A 21,063-nucleotide genomic window follows, 5' to 3' on the forward strand; every position below is an offset into this window, starting at 1 on the left:
CAGTATGACGCCACGCCTGAGGGAGTGACCTATTTGCGGGGTGACTCAGTGGTAGCGGCAAAATCAGCGTCAGATGACGATCTGGCATCAAGGGCGTAAGTGCAAGGCTCCGGCTGCGACGAGAAACAGTCGGCAGATGACGGTGCGTTTTTCTTAGTGCAGAGTCAGAGCGGTCAATGGGCAACGGATGACGACGAAGCGATTCCAGCGCGACATGGAACGGCCGGCAGATCCAATTCCCACAGTCTATGCGCTGCACAAGTCGCTCATGGCTCGGTACATCCAGCCCCTCAACAGGTTAAGCTTGCGGTTTTTGCCTGTACGCCAAGGAACAGTAGCGTGAACACGGAAAACCATTCCCAGACGGCCGCCTTTCTCTGGTCGATTGCCGACCTGCTGCGCGGTGACTTCAAGCAGTCGCAGTACGGCCGCATCATCCTGCCGTTCACCCTGCTGCGGCGCATGGAGTGCGTGCTGGAACCGACCAAGGAAGCGGTGATCAGTGAGTCCTGTGCGCAGGAAGGCCGGCCTGATCTGGTACGCGAGCGTCTGTTGCTGCGCGCGGCCGGGCAGCAGTTCTTCAATGCCTCCAAGCTGACTCTCGGCACCCTGTCCGACACCCAGACCGCCGCCGACCTGATGAGCTATGTGCAGTCCTTCAGCAAGGACGCCCGCGAGATCTTCGAGCACTTCCACTTCGAGGACTTCGTGCAGCAGCTCGCCGCCGCCAACCTGCTGTATCAGGTGGTGCAGCGCTTTGCCACCACCGACCTGAGCCCCGAGCGCATCAGCAACTTCGGCATGGGCATCATCTTCGAAGAGTTGATCCGCAAGTTCGCGGAAAGCTCCAACGAAACCGCCGGGGAGCACTTCACCCCGCGCGATATCGTGCACCTGACCACCTCGCTGGTGATCACTGGGCAGGACGACAAGCTCAAGCCCAACAGCATCGTCACCATCTACGATCCTACTGCCGGCACCGGCGGCTTCCTCTCCGAGGGCGACGAGTACATCCAGTCCATCAGCCAGCAGGTCACCGTGTCGCTGCATGGTCAGGAGCTCAACCCCGAGTCCTACGCCATCTGCAAGGCGGATATGCTGATCAAGGGGCAAGACGTTACCAGCATCAAGCTGGGCAATACCTTGTCCAACGACCAACTGGCCGGTCCTGAGCACCGCTTCGACTTCATGCTTAGCAACCCGCCGTTCGGCGTAGAGTGGAAGAAGGTACAAAAGCAGATCACCGACGAGCACAAGGAAAAAGGCTTCAACGGTCGCTTCGGCCCAGGCCTTCCGCGCGTTTCCGATGGCTCGCTGCTGTTCCTGCTGCACCTAGTCAGCAAGATGCGAGATCCGCGTGAAGGCGGCTCGCGCATCGGCATCATCCTCAACGGCTCGCCATTGTTTACCGGTGGTGCTGGTTCGGGCGAGTCGGAGATTCGCCGCTACCTACTGCAGACCGATCTAGTCGAAGCTATCATCGCCCTGCCCACTGACATGTTCTACAACACCGGCATCGCCACCTATGTATGGGTGCTGAGCAATCACAAGGCCACCGCACGCCAGGGCAAGGTGCAGTTGATCGACGGCAGCCAGCACTTTGCCAAGATGCGCAAGTCGCTGGGCAGCAAGCGCCAGTACCTCACCGAGGAACAGATTGATGAGCTGGTACGCCTGTACGGCCGCTTCGAGGAAACCGCGCAGAGCAAAATCTTCCCCATCGAAGCCTTTGGCTACCGGCGCATAACCGTCGAGCGTCCGCTGCGCCTGAACTTCCAGACCAGCGCCGAGCGCAACGCCAAGGTGCTGGAAGAGAAAGCCATCGAGAAGCTGAAGGCTCCGGCGCGCCAGCGGCTGATCAGCGCCCTACAAACCCTGGATGCCAGCGTCCTGCATCGCAACCGCGAGCAGTTCAGCAATCTGCTGAAGAAGGCGCTCAACGCCCATGACGTATCCCCCAGCGCACCGGAGCTGAAGGCCATCCTCAATGCCTTGAGCGAACGCGACCCCGAGGCGGACATCTGCCTGGTCAAAGGCCAGCCGGAAGCCGATGCAGGCCTGCGCGACAACGAGAACGTGCCACTTGGCGAATCGGTATACGACTACTTCGAGCGCGAAGTGAAACCCCATATGCCGGATGCCTGGATCGACGAAAGCAAGCGTGACGAGCAGGACGGCGAAGTCGGTGTGGTCGGCTTCGAGATACCCTTCAATCGCCACTTCTATGTGTTTCAGCCACCCCGCCCGCTGGAAGCCATCGACCGCGACCTGAAAGCCTGCACCGACCGCATCAAGCAGATGATCGAGGGGCTTTCGGCATGAGTTTTCCGACGTATCCGGCATACAATGATTCCGGAGTTGAGTGGCTGGGCGAGGTCCCCGAGCATTGGGCAATCCTTTCCCTGAAGCGCTCGGTTGATGGCTGTACCAACGGCCTTTGGGGTGATGAGCCAGATGGGGAAAATGACCTAGCAGTGATTCGTGTGGCGGACTTTGATCGCGCCACCCGCCGCGTTGGGCTCGACAAGCTCACGTACCGCAGCGTTACGCAGAAGGAGCGTGCTTCACGTCTTCTTCAGTCTGGTGATTTGTTGATCGAAAAGTCTGGTGGTGGCGAGAAGACATTGGTCGGATGTGTTGTTCTGTTCGAGCATGAATTCCAGGCTATCACTTCGAATTTTGTTGCACGGATGCGATCGTTGCCGTCGTTTGATAGTGGTTTTCTTTGCTACGCGTTCGATAGCCTTTATCAGGGGAAAGTTAATTTCCCGGCGATTAAGCAGACCACCGGCATCCAGAACCTTGACTCCGAGTCCTACCTGCAAGAGCGATTCTGCTTTCCTACCTTGGCAGAACAAACCCAAATCGCCCGTTTCCTCGACCACGAAACCGCCCGCATTGACGCGCTGATCGAAGAGCAGCAGCGCCTGGTCGAACTGCTCAAAGAAAAGCGCCAGGCCGTGATCTCTCACGCCGTCACCAAAGGCCTCGACCCGACAGTCCCGATGAAAGACTCTTGCGTGGAGTGGCTGGGCGAGGTGCCGGCGCATTGGAATGTAATTCGTCTAGGTCAAAATGTTCGTACGAGAAAGGGATTTGCTTTTTCCGCGGCAGACTTCTCCGATGAAGGAGCTGCTGTTGTAAAGGCCAGCGATATAAAGAACCACTCGATAAACGAGCCAAGCACTTTTATCGGGTTTGAGTTTTTGAAAAAGACACCTAACGCGATTCTTAAGAAAGGCAATTTGGTTTTAAGTACCGTAGGAAGCACGCCGGATGTGAAGAATAGCGCTGTAGGGCAGATTGGCTGCGTGCCTGAGCATTTAGACGGTGCGCTGCTTAACCAAAACACTGTGATCTTCGAACCGGCTGACTCTAAAGTTACAAGCGAGTATTTATTTTTTGCATTGCTAACTACGGCTTATAGGGATCATTTGGATTTGAATGCACACGGTACCGCTAATCAGGCAAGTTTGAGCCTCAGTGATATGCTTAGTTTTTACATTCCTCTTCCAAGTTTGGACGAGCAAAAGGCAATAACTTCTGAGCTTTCAAGAGTGTTTGAAGATGTGAAGGCGTTAGAGCGCGAGTCTGAGTCCCTAGTGGGTTTTCTTACTGAACGCCGCTCCGCCCTAATCTCCGCCGCCGTCACCGGCAAGATTGATGTGCGCGGCTGGCAGCCCCCGATCAGCACTCAAGCCCCAAAATTTGAAGTAGCAGAGGCCGTATAAATGGCGGACAGCAAGGAAGCCCAGTTCCAGCAGGACATCATCACCGCCATGGTCGCCCAGTGCTGGCTCACCGGCCCGGCCAGCGGCTATGACCGGCGCACGGCGCTTTATACCGAGGACTTTCTCGGTTACTTCAAGGCCGCCTGGCCCGAGCGTTGGGACAAGTTCGCCAAGGCCAACCCGAACAACCCGGAAAGCGTGCTGGTGCAAAAGCTGGTGCGTGAGCTGGAGCAGGACGGCACTTTGGATGTGCTGCGCCATGGCTTCAAGCTGCCTGGGGTGAAGGTCGAGGCGTGCAGCTTCAAGCCCGACCATGGCATGAACCCGGACACCCTCAAGCGCTACCAGTGCAACCGCCTGCGCGTGGTGCCGGAGGTGTCCTACTCGCCACATTACCGTGAAGGAGAGTACAACCCGCGTCTGGATCTGGTGCTGTTCGTTAACGGCATCCCCGTCGCCACGCTGGAGCTGAAAAGCGAGTTCAAGCAGAGCGTGGAAAACGCCAAGCGTCAGTACCGCTACGACCGCCCGGTGAAAGACCCGCTGACGCGCAAGCCGGAGCCGCTGCTAACCTTCAAACGCGGCGCGCTGGTGCACTTTGCCGTGAGCCAAGATGAGGTGGCGATGACCACCCAGCTGGCCGGCAAGGAAACCTTCTTCCTGCCGTTCAACCTCGGTAGCCTCGACGGTGGCGCCGGCAACCCGCCTGTGCCGGATGACAGCCAGTACGCCACCGGCTATCTGTGGCAGCGCCTGTTCCAGCCCGATGCCTGGCTCAAGGTGCTGGGCCGCTTCCTGCTCCTGCAGAAGAGCGTGAAGGAAGATGCCGATGGCAAGCGCGCCACCAAAGAAACCCTGATCTTCCCGCGCTACCACCAGTGGGAAGTGGTCAACAGGCTGATCGACACCACCCGCGCCGAAGGGCCGGGCAAGCGTTACCTGATCCAGCACAGCGCCGGCTCGGGCAAGTCCAACTCGATTGCCTGGACGGCGCATCAACTGGCCTCGCTCTACGATGCCGAGGGCCAGCGCCTGTTCAACTCGGTGATCGTGATTACCGACCGCACCGTGCTGGACAAGCAGCTGCAGGACACCATCTACCAGTTCGAGCACGCCCAGGGCGTGGTCAAGTGCATCACCCGCGATATCGGCAGCCAGACCAAGTCCGAGCAACTGGCCGAGGCGCTGGCCGAGCAGACACGCATCATCATCGTCACCATCCAGACCTTCCCGGCGCTGTTCGATGCCATGGACAAGTTCCCCAAGCTGGCCCGCGGGCGCTATGCGGTGATCGCCGACGAGGCACATTCCTCGCAGACCGGCTCATCGGCCAGCAAGCTCAAGCAGATCCTCGGCAGCGATGCCCCGGATGCAGAAGAGATCAGCGCCGAAGAGCTGCTGGATGCCGCTGTGGCCGCCCGCGCGCCCAACGAGCGCATCAGCTACTACGCCTTTACCGCCACGCCCAAGGCCAAGACCCTGGAGCTGTTCGGTCGCCCGGCCAACCCGGCGCTGCCGGCGAGCGCCGACAACAAGCCCGAGGCGTTCCACCTGTACTCCATGCGCCAGGCCATCGAAGAAGGTTTCATCCTCGATGTGCTGCAGAACTACACCACCTACAGCACCGCCTGGAAGATCGCCCACCCGGACGGCGACGATGAGGAAGTGGACTCGAAAAAGGCGCGCATGAAGCTGGCGCGCTGGGTGCGCCTGCATCCGTACAACATCAGCCAGAAGGTGGAGGTGATCGTCGAGCACTTCCGCGCCAATATCCGCTACCTGCTGGGCGGCCAGGCCAAGGCGATGGTGGTCACCAGCAGCCGGCAGGAGGCGGTGCGCTACCAGCTGGCGGTACAGGCCTATGTGAAGCGGATGGGCTACAACGACGTGCACCCGTTGGTGGCCTTCTCGGGCAGCGTGATGCCGGACGGGGTGATTCCCGAAGAGGTGACGGAAAGCAGCAGCATGCTCAACCCCGGCCTGAATGGGCGTGACCTGGCGGAAGCCTTCGACACCCAGGACTTCAACGTGATGATCGCCGCCAACAAGTACCAGACCGGCTTCGATCAGCCCAAGCTGTGCGCCATGTACGTGGACAAGAAGCTGCAGGGCGTGGACTGCGTGCAAACCCTGTCGCGCCTGAATCGCACCTTTGGCGACAGCAAGCCGACCTTCATCCTCGACTTCTTCAACGACGCCCAGGACATTCTCGACGCCTTCCTGCCGTACTACACCAAGGCCGAGCTGACCGACGTGACCGACCCGCAGCTGATCTATGATTTGCAGAAGAAGCTGGACGCCGAGGGCATCTACCACTGGAAAGAAGTGGCGGCGTTCGCCATCGCCTTCTTCGATCCCAAGGCCGCTGCCAGCAAGCTCAGCTACTACTGCGCTCCGGCCAGGGAGCGTTTCGCCAAGCGCTACAAGCTGGCCCAGGAATCACGCCAGCACGCGTTGGACTTCAAGCGTACTGCCGAGAAGAACGGTGACGGCGCAGGCCTGAAAAAGGCCGAGGCGGCAGTGAAGGAAGCCGGCGAGCAGGTGGATCAGCTCGACCTATTCAAGAAGAACCTGCAGAGCTTTGTGCGCCTGTACGAGTTCCTCTCGCAGATCATCCCCTACGAGGATCGCGAGCTGGAGCAGCTGTGCGTGTATGCCAAGCACCTGCACCCGCTGCTGCGGGTGGATCGCCTCGATCAGGAAGATGTGGACGTGGGCGAACTGCAACTGACCCACTACCGCCTGACCAAGCGCGCCGAGCACCAACTGCGACTGAGTGAAGAGGAAGGCGACTACGGCCTCGATCCAGCCACAGGACTGGGCAGTGGCAAACCCCATGACCCGGAGAAAAAGCGGCTATCGGAAATTATCGAGGCGCTGAACGATATCTTCGGTGCCGAAGTGAGCGATGAGGATCAGCTGCTGTTCCTCACTGGCATCGCCAACCGCATCAGCCGCCAGGAAGATGTCATGGCTCAGGTCAACAACCACTCGGTCGAACAGGTGATGCACGGCCTGTTCCCCAAACGCGTGCTCGACACCGTACTGGACGCCATGACCGACCACGAGAAGCTGTCGCTGGAAGTGTTGGACAACGAGACCAAGAGCCGGGCGTTTGCATTGGTAATTTTGAAGATGCTGAAGTCGGCCGCCGGCTTCGATGAGAGCGGCCTGCGCGGTATCTGACTGCCTCGAACAGGGAAAAAGAGATGGCAATTCCGGATTTCCAAAGCGTGATGCGCCCGGTACTGGCGACTGTGCAGGATGGCGTGCCACTGGCACTGAACGAGCTGCGCAAGCGCGTTGCCGATCAGTTCCAACTGACCGAGGACGAGCGCAAAGAACGATTACCTTCGGGTAATCAAACGGTGATCAACAACCGTGTGGGCTGGGCGCGCACCTACCTGAATAAGGCTGGCCTGCTGTGCATTCCGGCCAAGGGCTTGGTGCAGATCACCGCACGCGGTCGGGACGCGCTGATCAGCGGTCCGCAACGCATCACCGTGAGCTGGTTGAAGCAGTTCCCCGAATTTGCCGATTTCCACACCGCTAAGCCACCGGCTGCCGATACGCCTGCCATGGTAGCGCTCGATGCCGCCGAAACGACGCCGGATGAGCAACTTGCAGATGCACATCAGGCACTGCTGCAATCGCTTGCCGATGAGCTGCTGGCTATGGTGCGAGCAGCTACGCCAAGTTTCTTCGAACAACTGGTGGTCGATCTGATGATTGCCATGGGCTATGGCGGTTCACGTAAGGAGGCCGGCAAGGCGACCCAGGCCACCAACGACGACGGTATCGACGGCATCATCAAGGAGGACAAGCTCGGCCTCGACGTGATCTACCTGCAGGCCAAGCGCTGGAGCAACACAGTACACCGCCCGGAGATCGACAAGTTCATCGGTGCCTTGACCCGCCAGCGGGCGCGCAAAGGCGTGTTTATCACCACCTCGGACTTCTCCGTCGGCGCTCGCGAAGCGGCGCTGGGGCTAGATATCAAAGTGGTGCTGATCGACGGCGTTGAGCTAGCGCGCCTGATGGTGGAAAACAATTTGGGGGTGAGCATCAAGCAGGTGTACGAGGTGAAGCAGCTCGATAGTGATTACTTTGCCGAGGTGTAAGGCGCAATGCTGGTCGCCGGTCTAGCGAAATTCGCCCGAATACCACTGTTGGCTTAGTAGATCTTATCCCCTACCAGGGGCGGGCTGCCTACAAAACCTACAGAACAGGGTTTCGTAGGTTTTGCAGGTCACTTTTTCGACTATCTGAGTAAGTCGATTGGAGCGAGGCTACGTTTTTCTCCAGACATAGCGCGTCGAAGGGCGACCTCCTTTTTCTCCAGCCACCTCGTAGCCAATGATGAGGTCGTGCTCAACCAGAACTGTCAGCGCATTATTCACGGCATCTTGCGAGCCCAATCCCGTCCAGTCCTTCTGGCGCACCTCTCGTGCCGTAAATGGCTCGGGTAATTTCTGCTGACGCTCCAGGATGAGCCTGGCACCGAGTAATGGGGCGTTGATCGCTGTGCCGTACAGTCGCTGGGCATGGCTCATGAGGTAGGCCGCCCAGTTGATGGCGCGGGTAGTGGGCTCTGCGCCCACAGCCCTTTGTCCACCTTCGACCAGTTCGAACAGTAGGGCCAATCCCGCAATTGTTTGCGGCATTTTTAGATAATGGGATTGCAATGCCGGGTGGAGTTCGTCGCTCCGGCTTTGTTGCATGTGACGTGTATACCAGGCGTTAAATATTTCCTGAGCTTCTGGGCTGAACCTGAGTGCAGAACGAGGCTGATCGGGTATTTGGTCGAGTTGCTCGACAACCCAACCCACGTGCTCAGTGGCGGCTTTGTTCGGCCAGCGGTCCACCAGACGCCATTCGCGGACATCGTCGGGATAAACGGCGAGTTGCAGGCGCTGAATCAGGCCGTCATCCAGTTCACCGCTGATCGCGGCGCGCACCAGCGATGCGATTCGTGACGGTTGAATGCCGCCGATCAAGGATAAACAGCATGACTCGATGAAAATGGTGCCGCGCCCAATTCGGTCGTAGGTGAATGAGCCGTTGCCATCGAAACATTCCAGGTAGAACGCTCGCGCAACAGAACCGTCCTCGCTCTGGATCGTCGCCAGCCAGCCTCCCAGCTCGTCACGCACAAGCAGTAGGCCGTTGGGGTTTTGGTTGAGCAGTTCGCCGAGTTTCTCGACAGTGGAGTCGTTGACGATGTACCGGCGCAGGACTGGAGCTTGCATGTCGCTGGAAAGTATGTTCAGTTCCGCCAAAGCAGCGTTCTTGTCGCCGCTACTGAGAAGTTTTTTTGCCTTGACCTTGGCTGCGTTGCGCTCCATTTCGAGCAGCTCGCTGCTTGCCTTGTGTTCGGCTTCCGCCTGACCGTGCTGTTTTCGTTCCCTGGACTCCAGGGCATGCAATGGACGTAGTGCGTGTTTGAGTGCAGGTGATTTCATGGCGGATGGACGACCAATGACGACGCCCCACTGGTTGGGAACGACCATCCAGTCATCGTGTTGTTTTGGGTGGATAGTGAATTTGCGCCCAACTACGGCGCTGACAGCCACTACAAGCGCGACGCCAACAAAATCAGGCGGGCACTGGGTGCGCTCAGCGACATCCCGCACGTACTCTTGAAGAGCGGCAGGCAGTAGTTCGTCACGCCAGGGCATGACCCTGGCCAACCCGATCGGGAGCGGTTTTGGCACAATTCCTGGGTTCAGGTATGAGGCACATGCCGGCTCGGGCATCTCTGCCAAGAATGACGGTATTTGCTCATGTGAGGTCATTGGGCTTCTCGCTTGGGACTCCATCACGTTCGCTGATCTTGATCTCCAGCCAGGCCTCTACCTCAGCGACGACGAAGTAAACGCCAGCCTGTTTGCTCGAGCCAAATTTGATGGGGCGAGGGAAGCTGGGATCGGTTTCGCGCAGCTTTTCGAGGCCGGAGCGGCTCTTGTCAAAGAAGTGCTGTAGCGAGGCGTGACTGATCAGGTACTTCTTGGGGGCATGTGTCGGCATGTGTGGGTCTCTGTGTATAAGCCGACACAGATTTAATACCCCTGGCAGCCCCCTGTGGCGCGATTTCAAACCAAAAAATCGTCGGAAAACGGAACGACGGTTGATGCGATGGGGGCATAGCCGCAGATGTGGAATGGGTTAGGAAGGCTGTCATAAAGCTGGCATTACCGAGCCAAAACAACCCATTTAGGCACAAAAAAGGCACTTGCGAGATTCGCTAAGTGCCTGATTTATAAGGATTATTTGGTGGAGCCGGGGGGATTTGAACCCCCGTCCGCCAGTACTCCGCTGTCGGTACTACATGCTTAGCCGTGTCTACTGAGTTAATCCGCAGCCGCCCGACGGGCAGGGTGCTTTGGACGAGTTGGGTAAGTTTTAGTCGCTTTGCCCCCAACGTGCTACACGACGATCCTGTTCTGTATGACAATCATTTCGGGTTTACAGGCATCCCCTGATGATTGCTGGAGCCGAAGCTACCAGGAGAGCGGGCTCAGCTGCTTACGCAGCGAGAGCGTAACCCTCGTAGTTTTCGTCATTGGCAACTATAGAAAGTTGCAACAGTGGATTTACGAGTTCTGTTACCAACTCGGCATGCACCTAGAGTTTCGCTACCGGCGTCGAATCCTAATCGGCCCCACACTCAGCTCTAGCTGACGTACCTTTCGGCACGTGGGCTGAGTATACGCCTTTACGCGGGCGGCGTCGACAGCCGGTTCTTGCCGCCCGCTCTAGGCTCAAGCACCGCTGCCGCCGGCCGAGCCGCTGCCCTTGTCGGTTTTCTCCAGGCGTTCGATGACTTTGCTGGTGATAGCGATGCATTTCTTGGTATCGCCCGAGTCCTGGGCGGCCTTGGCTTCTTTGATGTGCTCTTTGATCCCGTTGTCCAGGCCTTCGGAAGTGGCGCCGGCGGTGGTCATGCTGTCCTCGATCTTCTGCAGATTTGCGGCGCAGAGGTCATCATCGGCAAACACTGGGGAAGCCAGGAGGGTAGCGGCCGCGAAGAGGGCCGAAAGCGCGGTACCTTTCATGGGTGTCTCCTTTGCAAGGCCTCTGGAAGGTGGGCCTGTAAGGGTGGACCGCTGCGTTTTGGCGAGGGTTCAATCGGCGTGCTGGCTAGGGGACATGACTGTGTGTGGCGGGATGTTGCGGGCGAGGGGTTTGCCCTCGATTCGCGGGGCAAGCCCGCTCCCACAGGATGGATGGCGGGGGGCCTGTGGGGCGGGGGAGCGTTTAGTGAGGTTTGGTCAGGCCGCGTTCCATGTCGTCGATGAGTGCCTTGGCCATCTCGCTGAGGATGCGCGCCGCGCTGCCGGCCTGGCGGTCGTTTTCCATTTCGGCTTCGGTGGTGAGGTGGCGGATGCAGCCGAGAAGGACGGACAGTTGACTGAAGGCTTGCTCGAAGGGGACGCCGGGTTGCAGGCGGAAGAGGTCGAACGATTCCTTTCCTGCGGTGGTGAGCTTTTTCAGTTCGTCATGCATGGGGTCACCTCTGCCTTTGCGCGTCGTAGAGGTCGGTCAAGGCGTGCTCGATCAGCGCGCGTGAGGTTTCGCAGGCGTGGGCGGCGTTGCTGAGCATGTTCAGGCCGGGTTCGCCGGCGTGGGTGCGGCAGTGTTCGTCGATGGTTTCGGCGACGCCGCGCAGCAGTTCGCTGGCGTGAGCGAGTGCATCGGGTGTGGGCATGTCGCTGTGGATGGAGAAGTAGGGGGTGGCGATGACACGCAGGCGGGGTGGGTCGGGTACGAGTTTCTTCATGGTACAGATCCGATCATGGCTAGATTAGAGCTGCCCTTCGTCTTCCTCTCACAGAATAGGGTGGCAGCCGAACGCGGGGTGAGAGACCGGCAAAGATCGGCACAAACCGGCCAGGCCGAAGCCTGCCCGCGTTGCGGCTGCCATAGCAGTACTGCCGAAATTTGCGGGCTCTCACACCCAAATCGTCAAAGATGACGACCTAGGGAAATTAGCCCTGATGGTTGTGAGCAACAACAGTGAAACGGCAGCGGCGGTCGTAGGATAATTCCCAAAGCATCCTATTCAGAAGCATTTGGTTGCAGGTTAGGAAATGTCTTACGGCTGGAGGGCGTGGGCGAGGGCTTTGCCCTCGATTCGCGGGGCAAGCCCGCTCCCACAATGGACCACGCCAGGCGTTAGATGGTGCGCGGGCGGGTGACGCGGTCTACCAGGTAGACGAGGCCGTGATAGTCGATGCCGCTGTGGGTGGATAGCCCGATCTCGCAGGTACGACTGGTGGAGATGCCTTCGCTGCAATACTGCACCGCATCCTTCAGGCTACGCAGCGAGTGGGCGTTGAGCTCCGGTGTGGTGAAGCCCTTGTCACCGGCAAAACCGCAGCAGTGAATGCCTTCTGGTATCACCACTTGCTTGCTGCAGCGGCGGGCCAGGTCAATCAGGGCCTGGCTCTCGCCCAAGTGCTGGGTGCTGCACGTCACATGCACGGCCACCGGTTCGTCCTGTGGGGTGAACTCCAGTTTGTCCATCAGGTGGGTGCGGATGAAACGCACCGGGTCGTATAGGTCCAGGCGGGTCTCGCCAAGGTCCTGTACCAGGCGCAGGGTGCATGGGCTGGTGTCGCAGTAGATGGGATCGAGGCCGCCGCGGCTGGCATGCAACAGCGCTGCGATCAGCTCCTGGCGCTTGTGCTCGGCCTGCTCGGGGTAGCCTTTGGAGGCGAACGGCTGGCCGCAGCAGAGGCTGTCGGCGTTGTCGGGGAACACCACCTGGTAACCGGCCTTTTCCAGCAGCGCGCGGGTCTTGTCGAGCAGGGAGCTTTGCTCGCGGTCGGCGTAGGCTGGGCCCATCACCCGTGACACGCAGGCCGCCAGGTACACCACCCGGGGGCGGGCATCGTTGCTCGCCGCGCCGAAGTCGATACTGCGCAGCGGCTGCGGCATGGCAGGGGTCCATTGCGGCAGGCGGCCTTTGCTGGCTTTACTCAACGACGCGCTCAGTCGGCCCAGGCGCGGGGCGCCCAGCAGCTTGCGGGCGGTGTTGGCGGCAGTCAGCGTCAGGCGGGCACCACCCAGCGCAGTGTGGAAATGCTCGGCCAGCCAGTCGGCGGTCTTTTCGTATTCGGCGGCCTGGCTGCGCAGTTTCTTCACCAGCTCGCCGGTGTTGATGCCCACCGGGCAGCGCTGGGCGCACAGGCCAGTCGCGGCGCAGGTGTCGATGCCTTGGTACTGGTAGGTTTGCAGCAGTGCGCGGGTGTCGATGCCGGCGCGTTTTTTCGCCTGAATGTCACGCCACATCACGATGCGCTGGCGGGGGCTGAGGGTCAGGCCTTTGGAAGGGCATACCGGTTCGCAGAAGCCACACTCGATGCACTTGTCGACAATCTCGTCGGCGGCGGGCAGTGGCTTGAGGTTTTTCAGGTGGATGTCCGGGTCGGTGCTCAGCACCACATCGGGGTTGAGAATGCCGTTGGGGTCGAGCAGGCGCTTGAGCTTCCACATCAGCTGGTAGGCATCACTGCCCCATTCCAGCTCCACGAACGGCGCCATGTTGCGCCCGGTGCCGTGTTCGGCCTTGAGCGAGCCGCCGAACTCCACCGCCACCAGCTGTGCCACATCGTCCATGAAGGCCTGGTAGCGCGCGACTTCTTCGGCACTGTTGAAGCCTTGGGTGAAGACGAAGTGCAGGTTGCCTTCCAGCGCATGGCCGAAAATGATCGCTTCGTCGTAATGGTGCTTGTCGAACAGCTGGATCAGGCGGTTGACGCCTTCGGCCAGCTGTTCGACAGGGAAGGTCACGTCTTCGATGATCACGGTGGTACCCGTCTGGCGCACGGCGCCGACGGCGGGGAAGGTGTCCTTGCGGATTTTCCACAGCTGGTTGTACACCGCCGGGTCTTCGCTGAAATCGACCTGCTGCTCCAACGGGTAGTCGGCGATGGAGGCCATCACCTGGTGCAGTTGTTCATGCAGCAGGCTCTGGCTGGCGGCGCGGGACTCGATCAGCAGGGCGCAGGCATTGTCCGACAGGCCTTTTACCCACACCGGCATGCCCGGCATGTTCTGCACCGAGCGCAGGCTGCGGCGGTCGAGCAGTTCCACGGCGGAAACGGGCTGGCGCTTGAGCACGGTCACGGCGCGGCAGCAGCTTTCTACGCTGGGGAATACCAGCAGTGCGCTGGCCTTGTGCGGGTGGTCGGGGACGGTGTCGTAGGTGACGGCGCTGATGAAGCCCAGGGTGCCTTCGGAGCCGACCAGCAGGTGCTGCAGGATATCCAGCGGCTTGTCGTAGTCCACCAGGGCGTTGAGCGACAGGCCTGTGGTGTTTTTCAGGCGGTATTTATGCCGGATGCGGTCGGCCAGTTCGGTGTTGGCGCGGGTTTCGCGGCCAAGCCTGGCCAGCGCTTCCAGCAGGCTGGCGTGGCTGGCCTGGAAGGCGGCGACGCTGGCCGGGTCTTCGCTGTCCAGGCGGGTGCCGTCAGCCAGCACCAGGCGCAGGCCGGCCAGGGTGTGGTAGGTGTTCTGCGCGGTGCCGCAGCACATGCCGCTGGCGTTGTTGGCGACGATGCCGCCGATCTTGCAGGCGTTGATCGAGGCCGGGTCGGGGCCGATCTTGCGCCCGAAAGGCGCCAGCCAGGCGTTGGCCTGGGCACCGATGACGCCAGGTTGCAGGCGGATCTGCTCGCCTTGGCCACGGATTTCCTTGCCGCCCCAGTTGTCGCCAAGCACGATCAGCACCGAATCGCTGATGGCCTGGCCAGACAGGCTGGTGCCGGCAGCGCGGAAGGTGACCGGCACGCGGTCGCGTTGGGCCAGGTGCAGCAGCCCGACCACTTCGTCCTCAGACTCCACGCGCACCACCAGCTTGGGGATCAGCCGATAGAAGCTGGCGTCGGTGCCAAAGGCCAGGGTAGACGTTGCGTCGTCGAAACGGCGTTCGGCGGGTATCAGGCGCTCGGCATCACGCAGGAACGCGGCGGGCAGGCTCATGCAATCTCCTCGCGGGGCCATGGCGTCTGCGCGCCGTGTGCCCCGGTCATTCAGGCGGTGTTCTGACAGGCGCTCAGGCGCCCAGTTCGCGGACCAGCGAGTCGCGGCTGATTTCGCTGATCGACTTGGCGCCGGTCAGCACCATGGCCACGCGCATTTCTTTTTCGAACAGTTCGAGCAGGTTTTTCACCCCGGCCTGGCCATGCACTGCCAGGGCCCAGAGGAAGGCACGGCCGATCAGCACGGTGTCGGCGCCCAGCGCGATCATGCGCACCACGTCCAGGCCACTGCGGATGCCGGAGTCGGCGAGGATCTTCAGGTCGCCCTTCACGGCGTCGGCAATGGCTGGCAAGGCGCGGGCGCTGGACAGCACGCCGTCGAGCTGGCGGCCGCCGTGGTTGGAGACGACGATGCCGTCGGCGCCAAACTTGACGGCGTCACGGGCGTCGTCGGCGTCGAGGATGCCCTTGATGATCATCGGGCCGTCCCAGAATTCGCGGATCCACTCCAGGTCTTTCCACGAAATCGACGGGTCGAAGTTGGCGCCCAGCCAGCCGATGTAGTCGGCAAGGCCGGTGGGGTTGCCACGGTATTTGGAGATATTGCCCAGGTCATGCGGGCGGCCCATCACGCCGACGTCCCAGGCCCATTCGGGGTGAGTCATGGCTTGCAACACGCGGCGCATCGGGCCGTTGGCGCCGCTCATGCCGGAGTGGGCGTCACGGTAGCGGGCACCGGGTACCGGCATGTCGACGGTGAACACCAGGGTTTTCACCCCGGCGGCCTTGGCCCGCTCCAGGGCATTGCGCATGAAGCCGCGGTCCTTGAGCACGTACAGCTGGAACCACATGGGCCGGTCGATGGCCGGGGCGACTTCTTCGATGGGGCACACCGACACGGTGGACATGGTGAACGGGATGCCGTGGGCCGCTGCGGCACGTGCCGCCTGCACTTCGCCACGGCGGGCGTACATGCCGGTGAGGCCGACCGGGGCCAGGGCCACAGGCATGCTCAGGGTTTCGTCGAACAGCCGGGTTTCCAGGCTCAGCTCGGACATGTTCTTCAACACGCGCTGGCGCAGGGCGATGCTGGCCAGGTCCGAAACGTTGTGGCGCAGCGTGTGCTCGGCGTAGGCCCCGCCGTCGGCGTAGTGGAAGAGGAAGGGGGGCAGCTTGCGTTGGGCCGCGGCGCGATAGTCGGTGGAGGCGGAAATGATCATGGATTCTCGCAGCGTTGGTTGAAGGAAATACCGGGCGCGCGCTGGCGCCCGGCCCCTTTCACTTTAGTGATGAACCAGCATGCCGGTCAGCCAATAGGCCTGGATCAGGGTAATCAGGCCGACGATGGTGGCGAAGAACAGGCTGTGCTTGACGGTGAAGCGGAACAGGTCGGATTCCTTGCCCACCAGGCCGGTAGCGGCGCAGGCCACGGCGATCGACTGCGGCGAGATCATCTTGCCGGTCACGCCGCCGCTGGTGTTGGCGGCTACCAGCAGGGTGTCGTTGACGCCAATCTGGTGCGCAGTGGTGGCTTGCAGCGAACTGAACAGGGCGTTGGACGACGTGTCCGAGCCGGTCAGGAACACACCCAGCCAGCCGAGGAACGGCGAGAAGAACGGGAACGCGGCACCGGTGCCGGCCAGGACCAGGGCCATGGTCGACGACATGCCCGAGTAGTTGGTGACGAAGGCGAACGCCAACACCATGCCGATCGACAGGATGGGCCAGCGCAGCTCCCAGAAGGTTTCCTTGAAAGTGGTCAGACCAGTTTTGACGTTGATCTTCAGCACTGCCATGGAGATCAGCGCAGACAGGAAGATCGCAGTGCCGGTCGCAGAGATCGGGTCGAGCTTGAACACCGCTGGCATGGCGGTCGGTGCTGTGACGATGGGCGCGGTCTTGACCACCAGCTGGTCGAGGTGCGGGATGGCAAAGTTGAACACGAAGTTGTACATCGCACCGCCTGGGGCGAACGCGGCCTTGAATGGCTTCAGCGTCCAGATGGTGACCAGCACGGTGAGGATCAGGAACGGCGACCAGGCTTTGAAGATTTCGCCAAAGCTGTAGGGGCTCGGCTGGCTGCCGCCGCTGCTGACCACGGCTGCGCCAACGCTGCCTTTGGCTTCGGCGAACGAGCGCTTGGGCTGCCAGACTTTCAGGAACAGGGTCAGGGCGATCAGGCTGGCCAGGGCCGAGGTGATGTCGGGCAGTTCCGGGCCGATGAAGTTGGAGGTGAAGTACTGGGTCACGGCAAAGCTCAAGCCGGCGACCAGGGCTGCAGGCCAGGTTTCCTTCACGCCGCGCAGGCCGTCCATCATGAATACCAACCAGAACGGCACGAACAGCGACAGCAGCGGCAGCTGGCGGCCGGTCATGGCGCCGATGTGGAAGGCGTCGATGCCTGTCACCTGGCCGGCAACGATGATCGGGATGCCCAGGGCGCCGAAGGCCACCGGCGCGGTGTTGGCGATCAGGCACAGGCCAGCGGCATACAGGGGGTTGAAGCCCAGGCCCACCAGCAGCGCGGCAGTGATGGCCACTGGGGCGCCGAAGCCGGCGGCACCTTCGAGGAAGGCCCCGAAGCAGAAACCGATCAGCAGCACCTGCAGGCGTTGGTCGTCGGTGATCGACAGTACCGAGCTGCGGATGACTTCGAACTGGCCGCTCTTGACCGTGAGTTTGTACAGGAACACCGCGGCAACGATGATCCAGGCAATCGGCCAGAGGCCGTAGAGGAAGCCATAACCCGCGGCAGCGAGGGCCATGTCGACAGGCATCTGGAAGGCGAAGATCGCCACCAGAATCGACAGGGCAAGGGTGATGCTACCGGCGACGTGGCCCTTGAGGCGGAACACGGCGAGGGCGAGGAAGAAGAACACGATAGGGATGACCGCCGCCAGTGCGGACAGGCCAAGACTACCAAGCGGGCTATAGAGTTGTTGCCAGGTTTGCATATGGGGTGGCCCCTAATTGTTGTTGGTCAGGCACTGGCATTGGATAATTGGTAAGACCAATTTACAATGGCTGGTCGCTAGGTTAAAAGCGCTGTCGTGGGTGTGTCAATTTGTCCCGCGCAAAACTTTGGTCGGGCACCGATGAATGGCCCGCTGTTTGCCAGGGAAAAACCCCACCTGATGGGTGCTGGCGCTGCGTGGATCGGCGAGAATAGGCACCCCCCGAAATGTGCCGGGGGTTTGTGGAGAGCAAGTGATGGTTTTTGATCAGGTCCGCCAACGGCGCCTGTCCGACGACATCGTCGATCGGTTGGAAGGGATGATTCTGGAAGGCACGCTGACCTCCGGGCAGCGGCTGCCGGCCGAACGTGTCCTCGCCGAACAGTTCGGTGTGTCGCGCCCCTCACTGCGCGAGGCGATCCAGAAGCTGGTGGCCAAGGGGCTGCTGGTCAGTCGCCAGGGCGGCGGCAACTACGTGGCCCAGTCGCTGGGGTCGACGTTCAGCGACCCGTTGTTGCAGTTGCTAGAGCACAGTGCCGAGGCGCAGCGCGACCTGCTGGAGTTTCGCCATACGCTGGAGGCCTCATGTGCGTATTACGCGGCCCAGCGGGCCACCGAGCCTGATCGTCTACGCCTGAAAGCAGCGTTCGATACCTTGCAGGATTGCTATGCGCGGGCCGACGAGGTTACCCGTGCAGAGGAGGGGGCGGCGGATGCGCGTTTTCACCTGGCGATTGCCGAAGCCAGCCACAATGCCGTGCTGCTGCACACCATTCGCGGGTTGTTCGACCTGCTCAAGCGCAACGTGGTGACCAACATTGGCGGCATGTACCAGCAGCGTAGCGAAACGCGGGACATGCTGATCAGCCAGCACCGCGAGCTGTACCTGGCAATTGTCGAGGGCAGGGCGGACGAGGCGCGCGAGGTGTCCAGCCGGCACATTCTGTATGTGCAGGAAGTGCTGGAAGAGGCGCAGGACGAGGCGCAGCGGGTAGCGCGGGCGGAGCGGCGCAGCGGGCGCTAGTGTGCTGCGGCCCCTTCGCGGGGCAAGCCCGCTCCTACAGGATTAAGGCCGCACGCCAATCCTGTAGGAGCGGGCTTGCCCCGCGAAGGGCCTGCACAGGCAAAAAGAAGTCTTAGTCTTCCTTGCCCTTATTGCGCACCGCACGCTGCAGCTCGCGGTTGGAATCGCGTTCGCGCACGGTATCGCGCTTGTCGTATTCCTTTTTACCCTTGCCGAGCGCGATTTCGCACTTGATCAGGTGCTTGCTCCAGTACAGCGCCAAGGCTACGCAGGTGTAGCCCTTCTGCGCCACAGCGGCTTCCACGCGCTCGAGCTCGCGCTTGTTCAGCAGCAGCTTGCGGGTGCGGGTAGGGTCGGCGATGACGTGGGTGCTGGCAGTGGTCAGCGGGGTGATGTGGCTGCCGAACAGCCAGGCTTCGCCATCCTTGAGCAGCACGTAGCTGTCGGTCAGGTGCGCCTTGCCGGCCCGCAGGCTTTTTACTTCCCAACCGGACAGGACCAGCCCGGCCTCGAACTTGTGTTCGATGAAGTAATCGTGTCGCGCTTTCTTGTTTTGCGCGATGGTCCCGGTCGGATGTTTCTTTTGCTTAGCCATAGGGGCGGCATTATAGGCAAGTCATCGCGTCGTCGGCTACGGGATTTCGGTGTGCTTGAGCCACCGCAATGAATACCGGACAATACAGGCCCTGTCATACGCACAGAACCTGTTTTCGGCACGCTGCGAAGCGCCGCCACCCAGCCTTGGAAGTGACGCCTGGATGACTACCCATATTCAACGCTCCGCCCTGCTGCCGTACCCTGCCCAGGCGCTCTACGATCTGGTCAACGACGTGGCCAACTACCCGCAATTTTTGCCCTGGTGCTCTGCATCGACGGTGATCGAGGCCAGTGATACGCACATGCGGGCGAAGCTGGAAGTGGCCAAGGGCGGCATGAGCCAGCAGTTTGTCACGCGCAATGTGCTGGTGCCGGGGCAGTCCATCGAGATGAACCTGGAAGAAGGGCCGTTCACCCAACTGCATGGCGTGTGGGTGTTCAAGCCGCTGGGCGAAAAGGCCTGCAAGATCAGCCTGGACCTGTCCTTCGATTACGCTGGGCCCATTGTGCGCGCTACGTTGGGCCCGCTGTTCAACCAGGCCGCCAATACCTTGGTGGATGCGTTTTGCCAGCGCGCCAAGCAGCTCTATAGCTGATTGCTGGCAAGCGGTTGCCCACAAAAAAGCCCGGGCCTTGGCCCGGGCTTTTCATGTCGCCTGCAATTACTGCGGCGACGTTTCCAGGGGGGCAGGGGTCGGCACCGGCGTAGTCTCGATGGTGTCGATCTCGCGCTGGATGGACTCTTCCACCGAACCGGCCTTGGCCGGTTTCTCTTCCGGCTGCGGCGCTGGCTGGCCTGGCTCGGTGGCCGGGCTGACCGTGGTATTGCTGCTGCCGCCGAGGATTTCCTGGTCGCGGCTCACGCCTGGCATGAAGTCGCCCGACAGGCTCACCAGTTGGTCGCTGTCGTTGAAGAAGATGCTCATGCGTTCCTGCTGGCGTTGACCGCCACCAGGCTGCAAGCTGTACAGGTAATCCCAACGATTGGTGTTGAACGTATCCTGGAGCAGCGGGTTGCCCATGATAAACCTTACTTGCCGACGGGTCATTCCGGGGCGTAATTGGTCTATCATGTCTTGCGTGACGACATTGCCCTGCTGGATGTCGATTTTGTAAACCCCGGGAAACGAGCAACCGGCGAGTGCGAGCAGTCCCACGAAGGTGAGGCTGGTTAGCAAGTGCTTGGTGTTGTTTTGCATCGGTGGGCGACTTCCACTATCTTGGCTGGACAACGTAAACCCCGATCATACCCGTATTAAGAGAAGCTGCGAAGCAGCATCGGCGAGAAAGCTGACCATGGTTGAAAATAGCGAATTGCGCAAAGCCGGTCTCAAGGTGACACTGCCTCGAGTCAAGATCCTTCAGATGCTCGATTCGACCGAGCAACGTCACATGAGCGCCGAGGATGTCTACAAGGCGCTGATGGAGGCTGGCGAGGACGTCGGTCTGGCAACCGTTTATCGCGTACTGACCCAGTTCGAAGCGGCTGGTCTGGTGGTGCGCCACAACTTCGATGGCGGTCACGCGGTTTTCGAGCTCGCGGACGGCGGTCACCACGACCATATGGTCAACGTGGAAACCAGCGAAGTGATCGAATTCATGGATGCCGAAATCGAGCGGCGTCAAAAGGAGATCGTGGCCGAGCATGGCTACGAACTGGTGGACCACAACCTGGTCCTCTATGTGCGTAAGAAAAAGTAACGATTTCGATCGTTATGAACTGCAAAGGCGACCCTAGGGTCGCCTTTGTGCTTTCTACGCTATCAACTCAG

At 60.7% G+C, this 21,063-nt stretch carries 17 protein-coding genes and 1 other RNA gene; 7 read left to right on the forward strand and 11 right to left on the reverse strand.

Translation table 11 applies throughout. The annotated features are described in order from the left end of the window. Nucleotides 1-339 precede the first annotated feature (339 nt). Genes APH34_RS09560 through APH34_RS09575 form a run of 4 tightly spaced genes read left to right on the forward strand, consistent with a single transcriptional unit; the run spans nt 340 to nt 7,852 of the window. The gene (locus tag APH34_RS09560) at nt 340-2,322 is read left to right on the forward strand and encodes a class I SAM-dependent DNA methyltransferase (protein WP_054900930.1); all 1,983 of its coding nucleotides are present in this window, start codon (nt 340-342) and stop codon (nt 2,320-2,322) included. Continuing rightward, entirely contained in the window at nt 2,319-3,731 is a 1,413-nt protein-coding gene (locus APH34_RS09565; RefSeq protein ID WP_054900931.1) for a restriction endonuclease subunit S, read from the forward strand. Before APH34_RS09560 ends, APH34_RS09565 begins: the two co-directional genes overlap by 4 nt. Next, complete coding sequence (locus APH34_RS09570; protein ID WP_054900932.1) at nt 3,732-6,917, forward strand: type I restriction endonuclease subunit R; 3,186 nt, start codon at nt 3,732-3,734, stop codon at nt 6,915-6,917. A gap of 23 nt (nt 6,918-6,940) precedes the next feature. Next, the gene (locus APH34_RS09575; protein WP_054900933.1) at nt 6,941-7,852 is read left to right on the forward strand and encodes a restriction endonuclease; all 912 of its coding nucleotides are present in this window, start codon (nt 6,941-6,943) and stop codon (nt 7,850-7,852) included. A 168-nt stretch (nt 7,853-8,020) separates the two neighbouring features. Here APH34_RS09575 and APH34_RS09580 read toward each other — a convergent pair whose 3' ends face one another. The 9 genes from APH34_RS09580 to APH34_RS09615 all read right to left on the reverse strand — a co-directional run bounded on the left by APH34_RS09580 (nt 8,021) and on the right by APH34_RS09615 (nt 17,670). Then, nucleotides 8,021-9,409, reverse strand: coding sequence for a YfjI family protein (locus tag APH34_RS09580; RefSeq protein ID WP_177337020.1), 1,389 nt, complete (start codon nt 9,407-9,409; stop codon nt 8,021-8,023). A gap of 103 nt (nt 9,410-9,512) precedes the next feature. Beyond that, nucleotides 9,513-9,758 carry an AlpA family transcriptional regulator gene (locus APH34_RS09585; RefSeq protein WP_054900935.1) on the reverse strand — a complete coding sequence of 82 codons (246 nt, stop codon included), beginning with the start codon at nt 9,756-9,758 and terminating at the stop codon, nt 9,513-9,515. Nucleotides 9,759-10,002: 244 nt separating this feature from the next. Beyond that, nucleotides 10,003-10,394: a transfer-messenger RNA gene (ssrA, locus tag APH34_RS28595) on the reverse strand. 98 nt (nt 10,395-10,492) lie between these two features. Then, nucleotides 10,493-10,786, reverse strand: a complete 294-nt coding sequence (locus APH34_RS09590; protein ID WP_054900936.1) for a hypothetical protein — start codon at nt 10,784-10,786, stop codon at nt 10,493-10,495. A 202-nt stretch (nt 10,787-10,988) separates the two neighbouring features. Next, nucleotides 10,989-11,237 (reverse strand): DUF3077 domain-containing protein, encoded by a 249-nt coding sequence (locus tag APH34_RS09595; protein WP_054900937.1) that lies wholly within the window; start codon nt 11,235-11,237, stop codon nt 10,989-10,991. A 4-nt stretch (nt 11,238-11,241) separates the two neighbouring features. After that, the gene (locus APH34_RS09600; protein WP_054900938.1) at nt 11,242-11,511 is read right to left on the reverse strand and encodes a hypothetical protein; all 270 of its coding nucleotides are present in this window, start codon (nt 11,509-11,511) and stop codon (nt 11,242-11,244) included. A 395-nt stretch (nt 11,512-11,906) separates the two neighbouring features. Then, on the reverse strand, nt 11,907-14,717 hold the full coding sequence (locus tag APH34_RS09605; RefSeq protein ID WP_054900939.1) for an FAD-binding and (Fe-S)-binding domain-containing protein: 2,811 nt from the start codon (nt 14,715-14,717) through the stop codon (nt 11,907-11,909). A 73-nt stretch (nt 14,718-14,790) separates the two neighbouring features. Further along, nucleotides 14,791-15,936: an FMN-dependent L-lactate dehydrogenase LldD gene (gene lldD / locus APH34_RS09610; protein ID WP_054900940.1), complete on the reverse strand. Its 1,146-nt coding sequence runs from the start codon at nt 15,934-15,936 to the stop codon at nt 14,791-14,793. 63 nt (nt 15,937-15,999) lie between these two features. Next, nucleotides 16,000-17,670, reverse strand: a complete 1,671-nt coding sequence (locus APH34_RS09615) for a lactate permease LctP family transporter (RefSeq protein ID WP_054900941.1) — start codon at nt 17,668-17,670, stop codon at nt 16,000-16,002. Nucleotides 17,671-17,926: 256 nt separating this feature from the next. Here APH34_RS09615 and APH34_RS09620 point away from each other — a divergent pair, with 256 nt between their 5' ends. Continuing rightward, nucleotides 17,927-18,694 carry an FCD domain-containing protein gene (locus tag APH34_RS09620; RefSeq protein ID WP_054900942.1) on the forward strand — a complete coding sequence of 256 codons (768 nt, stop codon included), beginning with the start codon at nt 17,927-17,929 and terminating at the stop codon, nt 18,692-18,694. 112 nt (nt 18,695-18,806) lie between these two features. Here APH34_RS09620 and smpB read toward each other — a convergent pair whose 3' ends face one another. After that, nucleotides 18,807-19,289: an SsrA-binding protein SmpB gene (gene smpB, locus APH34_RS09625; RefSeq protein ID WP_054900943.1), complete on the reverse strand. Its 483-nt coding sequence runs from the start codon at nt 19,287-19,289 to the stop codon at nt 18,807-18,809. Between the two features lie 163 nt (nt 19,290-19,452). Between smpB and APH34_RS09630 the strand changes: the two genes are divergently transcribed. Next, nucleotides 19,453-19,887 carry a type II toxin-antitoxin system RatA family toxin gene (locus tag APH34_RS09630; RefSeq protein WP_054900944.1) on the forward strand — a complete coding sequence of 145 codons (435 nt, stop codon included), beginning with the start codon at nt 19,453-19,455 and terminating at the stop codon, nt 19,885-19,887. A 66-nt stretch (nt 19,888-19,953) separates the two neighbouring features. Here the strand turns inward: APH34_RS09630 and APH34_RS09635 are convergent, their stop codons facing one another. Further along, on the reverse strand, nt 19,954-20,490 hold the full coding sequence (locus APH34_RS09635) for an outer membrane protein assembly factor BamE (RefSeq protein WP_054900945.1): 537 nt from the start codon (nt 20,488-20,490) through the stop codon (nt 19,954-19,956). Between the two features lie 97 nt (nt 20,491-20,587). On the opposite strand from APH34_RS09635, the gene fur reads away from it, so the two are divergent. Then, complete coding sequence (fur, locus tag APH34_RS09640) at nt 20,588-20,992, forward strand: ferric iron uptake transcriptional regulator (RefSeq protein ID WP_008096237.1); 405 nt, start codon at nt 20,588-20,590, stop codon at nt 20,990-20,992. The last annotated feature ends 71 nt before the right edge of the window (nt 20,993-21,063 follow it).

Source organism: Pseudomonas sp. NBRC 111131 (assembly GCF_001320525.1).
Lineage (GTDB): Bacteria > Pseudomonadota > Gammaproteobacteria > Pseudomonadales > Pseudomonadaceae > Aquipseudomonas > Aquipseudomonas ceruminis.

What these genes read in the sequence shown, in the direction of transcription:
- APH34_RS09565 (WP_054900931.1), top strand. Translation starts at nt 2,319, where the DNA reads ATGAGTTTTCCGACGTATCCGGCATACAATGATTCCGGAGTTGAGTGG.
- APH34_RS09570 (WP_054900932.1), top strand. Translation starts at nt 3,732, where the DNA reads ATGGCGGACAGCAAGGAAGCCCAGTTCCAGCAGGACATCATCACCGCC.
- APH34_RS09575 (WP_054900933.1), top strand. Translation starts at nt 6,941, where the DNA reads ATGGCAATTCCGGATTTCCAAAGCGTGATGCGCCCGGTACTGGCGACT.
- APH34_RS09580 (WP_177337020.1), bottom strand. Translation starts at nt 9,409, where the DNA reads ATGCCCTGGCGTGACGAACTACTGCCTGCCGCTCTTCAAGAGTACGTG.
- APH34_RS09585 (WP_054900935.1), bottom strand. Translation starts at nt 9,758, where the DNA reads ATGCCGACACATGCCCCCAAGAAGTACCTGATCAGTCACGCCTCGCTA.
- APH34_RS09590 (WP_054900936.1), bottom strand. Translation starts at nt 10,786, where the DNA reads ATGAAAGGTACCGCGCTTTCGGCCCTCTTCGCGGCCGCTACCCTCCTG.
- APH34_RS09595 (WP_054900937.1), bottom strand. Translation starts at nt 11,237, where the DNA reads ATGCATGACGAACTGAAAAAGCTCACCACCGCAGGAAAGGAATCGTTC.
- APH34_RS09600 (WP_054900938.1), bottom strand. Translation starts at nt 11,511, where the DNA reads ATGAAGAAACTCGTACCCGACCCACCCCGCCTGCGTGTCATCGCCACC.
- APH34_RS09605 (WP_054900939.1), bottom strand. Translation starts at nt 14,717, where the DNA reads ATGAGCCTGCCCGCCGCGTTCCTGCGTGATGCCGAGCGCCTGATACCC.
- lldD (WP_054900940.1), bottom strand. Translation starts at nt 15,936, where the DNA reads ATGATCATTTCCGCCTCCACCGACTATCGCGCCGCGGCCCAACGCAAG.
- APH34_RS09615 (WP_054900941.1), bottom strand. Translation starts at nt 17,670, where the DNA reads ATGCAAACCTGGCAACAACTCTATAGCCCGCTTGGTAGTCTTGGCCTG.
- APH34_RS09620 (WP_054900942.1), top strand. Translation starts at nt 17,927, where the DNA reads ATGGTTTTTGATCAGGTCCGCCAACGGCGCCTGTCCGACGACATCGTC.
- smpB (WP_054900943.1), bottom strand. Translation starts at nt 19,289, where the DNA reads ATGGCTAAGCAAAAGAAACATCCGACCGGGACCATCGCGCAAAACAAG.
- APH34_RS09630 (WP_054900944.1), top strand. Translation starts at nt 19,453, where the DNA reads ATGACTACCCATATTCAACGCTCCGCCCTGCTGCCGTACCCTGCCCAG.
- APH34_RS09635 (WP_054900945.1), bottom strand. Translation starts at nt 20,490, where the DNA reads ATGCAAAACAACACCAAGCACTTGCTAACCAGCCTCACCTTCGTGGGA.
- fur (WP_008096237.1), top strand. Translation starts at nt 20,588, where the DNA reads ATGGTTGAAAATAGCGAATTGCGCAAAGCCGGTCTCAAGGTGACACTG.